General features: G+C 55.6%; 2 rRNA genes (1 of these 2 only partly in view). Both read right to left on the bottom strand.

The features are described 5' to 3' along the window. Positions 1-14 precede the first annotated feature (14 nt). Positions 15-130: ribosomal RNA gene (rrf, locus tag HNH97_RS04050) — 5S ribosomal RNA — on the bottom strand. A gap of 106 nt (positions 131-236) precedes the next feature. Further along, positions 237-2,911: ribosomal RNA gene (locus HNH97_RS04045) — 23S ribosomal RNA — on the bottom strand (it continues 66 nt past the right edge of the window).

Genomic DNA, 2,911 nt, shown 5'->3' with positions numbered 1-2,911 from the left:
GGACTGACTGGAAGATCTGGCGGCGACCGACTTTCCCGTGCCTTAAGGCACAGTATCATGGGCGCTGGGGTTTTTCACGGCCGAGTTCGGGATGGGATCGGGTGGAGCAATTCCCGCCATGGCCACCAGATCATCCAGTCAGTCCTTTTAGGACTGTGTGGGAGGTTGGTGTTTTGTGTGAGGAGAGAGTGGGGTGGATGACTGCTGTGCATGTGTGTTTGCCACGTTGTGGCGTTGTGAATGAGCCTGTTGGGCGATTAGGACCAGTCAGCTGCACGCATTGCTGCGCTTCCACACCTGGCCTATTGACGTGATGGTCTATCACGGCCCTTGGGGAGACCTTGTTTTGAGGTGGGTTTCCCGCTTAGATGCTTTCAGCGGTTATCCCTTCCATACTTAGCTACCCGGCTGTGCCGCTGGCGCGACAACCGGTGCACCAGAGGTATGTTCATCCCGGTCCTCTCGTACTAGGGACAAATCCTCTCAAGTCTCCAACACCCACGGCAGATAGGGACCGAACTGTCTCACGACGTTCTAAACCCAGCTCACGTACCACTTTAATCGGCGAACAGCCGAACCCTTGGGACCTGCTCCAGCCCCAGGATGTGATGAGCCGACATCGAGGTGCCAAACCTCCCCGTCGATGTGGACTCTTGGGGGAGATCAGCCTGTTATCCCTAGAGTACCTTTTATCCGTTGAGCGATGGCCCTTCCACGCGGGACCACCGGATCACTATGGCCGACTTTCGTCTCTGATCGAGCTGTCACTCTCACAGTCAGGCGGGCTTATGCCATTGCACTCAACAGTCGATGTCCGACCGACCTGAGCCCACCATCGCGCGCCTCCGTTACACTTTGGGAGGCGACCGCCCCAGTCAAACTGCCCACCATGCAGGGTCCCGGACCAGGCTTACTGGTCTCGGTTAGACATCAGAAACAGTCAGGGTGGTATTTCAAGGATGGCTCCACCGGAACTGGCGCCCCGGTTTCAAAGCCTCCCACCTATCCTACACAGAATGTCTCTGATGCCACTGCAAAGCTGCAGTAAAGGTTCATAGGGTCTTTCCGTCTGACCGCGGGTACCCCGCATCTTCACGGGGAATTCAATTTCGCTGAGCCGATGCTGGAGACAGCGGGGAAGTCGTTACGCCATTCGTGCAGGTCGGAACTTACCCGACAAGGAATTTCGCTACCTTAGGACCGTTATAGTTACGGCCGCCGTTTACCGGGGCTTCAATTCGGTGCTTGCACACCTCCTCTTAACCTTCCGGCACCGGGCAGGCGTCAGGCCGTATACGTCGTCTCTCGACTTCGCACAGCCCTGTGTTTTTACTAAACAGTCGCTACCCCCTGGTCTGTGCCACCCGCCGATGGTTGCCCACTGACGGGTCTTGCTTATCCCGAAGTTACGCAAGCAATTTGCCTAGTTCCTTCAGCATCGTTCTCTCAAGCGCCTTGGTATTCTCTACCAGTCCACCTGTGTCGGTTTCGGGTACGGTCTATATGCCAGAGCTATTTCCTGGAATGCTCCAAAAGCCGGGCCAATCCGATAAGACCCGACAACATATTGCATTCGTCACTTCTGGCAGGCCCAGGAATATTGACCTGGTTTCCATCGACTACGGCTTTCGCCCTCGCCTTAGGGGCCGGCTCACCCTGCGCGGATTAACCTTGCGCAGGAACCCTTGGACTTTCGGCGACAGTGTTTCTCGCACTGTTTGTCGCTACTCATGTCAGCATTCGCACTTCCGATATCTCCAGGGAGGGTCACCCCGTCCCCTTCACAGACTTACGGAACGCTCCGCTACCGCGCATACATAGTATGCACCCACAGCTTCGGCACGTGGCTTGAGCCCCGTTACATTTTCGGCGCAGGGTTTCTATTAGACCAGTGAGCTATTACGCTTTCTTTAAAGGATGGCTGCTTCTAAGCCAACCTCCTGGTTGTTTTGGAATCCCCACATCCTTTCCCACTTAGCCACGATTTGGGGGCCTTAGCTGGTGGTCTGGGCTGTTTCCCTCTCGACAATGGACCTTAGCACCCACTGTCTGTCTGCCTGGCTCATACTTCCGGGTATTCGGAGTTTGGTTAGGTTTGGTAAGGCTTTGGGCCCCCCTAGCCCATCCAGTGCTCTACCCCCCGGGGTAATACCAGACGATCTACCTCAATAGATTTCGCGGAGAACCAGCTATTTCCGAGTTTGATTGGCCTTTCACCCCTAGCCACAGCTCATCCCCGACTTTTTCAACAGGCGTGGGTTCGGCCCTCCAGTGCGTGTTACCGCACCTTCAGCCTGGCCATGGCTAGATCACTCGGTTTCGGGTCTTCTGCCAGCAACTCGTCGCCCTGTTCAGACTCGCTTTCGCTGCGCCTACACCTACCGGCTTAAGCTTGCTGCAAACAGAAACTCGCTGACCCATTATACAAAAGGTACGCCGTCACCCCATAAGAGGCTCCGACTGCTTGTAGGCATTCGGTTTCAGGTCTCTTTCACTCCCCTCGTCGGGGTGCTTTTCACCTTTCCCTCACGGTACTTGTTCGCTATCGGTCACCAGGGAGTATTTAGGCTTGGAGGGTGGTCCCCCCATGTTCAGACAGGATTTCACGTGTCCCGCCCTACTCAAGGATCATCACAGACACTACGCATAAGGGGCTATCACCCTCTCTGGCCGGACTTTCCATTCCGTTCTGCTTCTTCTGCAACAATCACGGGCCTGTTCCGCGTTCGCTCGCCACTACTGGCGGAATCTCAATTGATGTCTTTTCCTCCGGGTACTTAGATGTTTCAGTTCCCCGGGTTCGCCTCATGCCCCTATGTATTCAGGACATGATACCCATCGCTGGGTGGGTTTCCCCATTCAGATATCCACGGATCAAAGCCTGCTCGCGGCTCCCCATGGCTTTTCGCAG

The sequence above is a fragment of the Gluconacetobacter entanii genome, assembly GCF_013155425.1.
Taxonomy (GTDB): Bacteria; Pseudomonadota; Alphaproteobacteria; order Acetobacterales; family Acetobacteraceae; genus Novacetimonas; species Novacetimonas entanii.
This window is presented reverse-complemented; position numbering and strand designations above follow the sequence as displayed.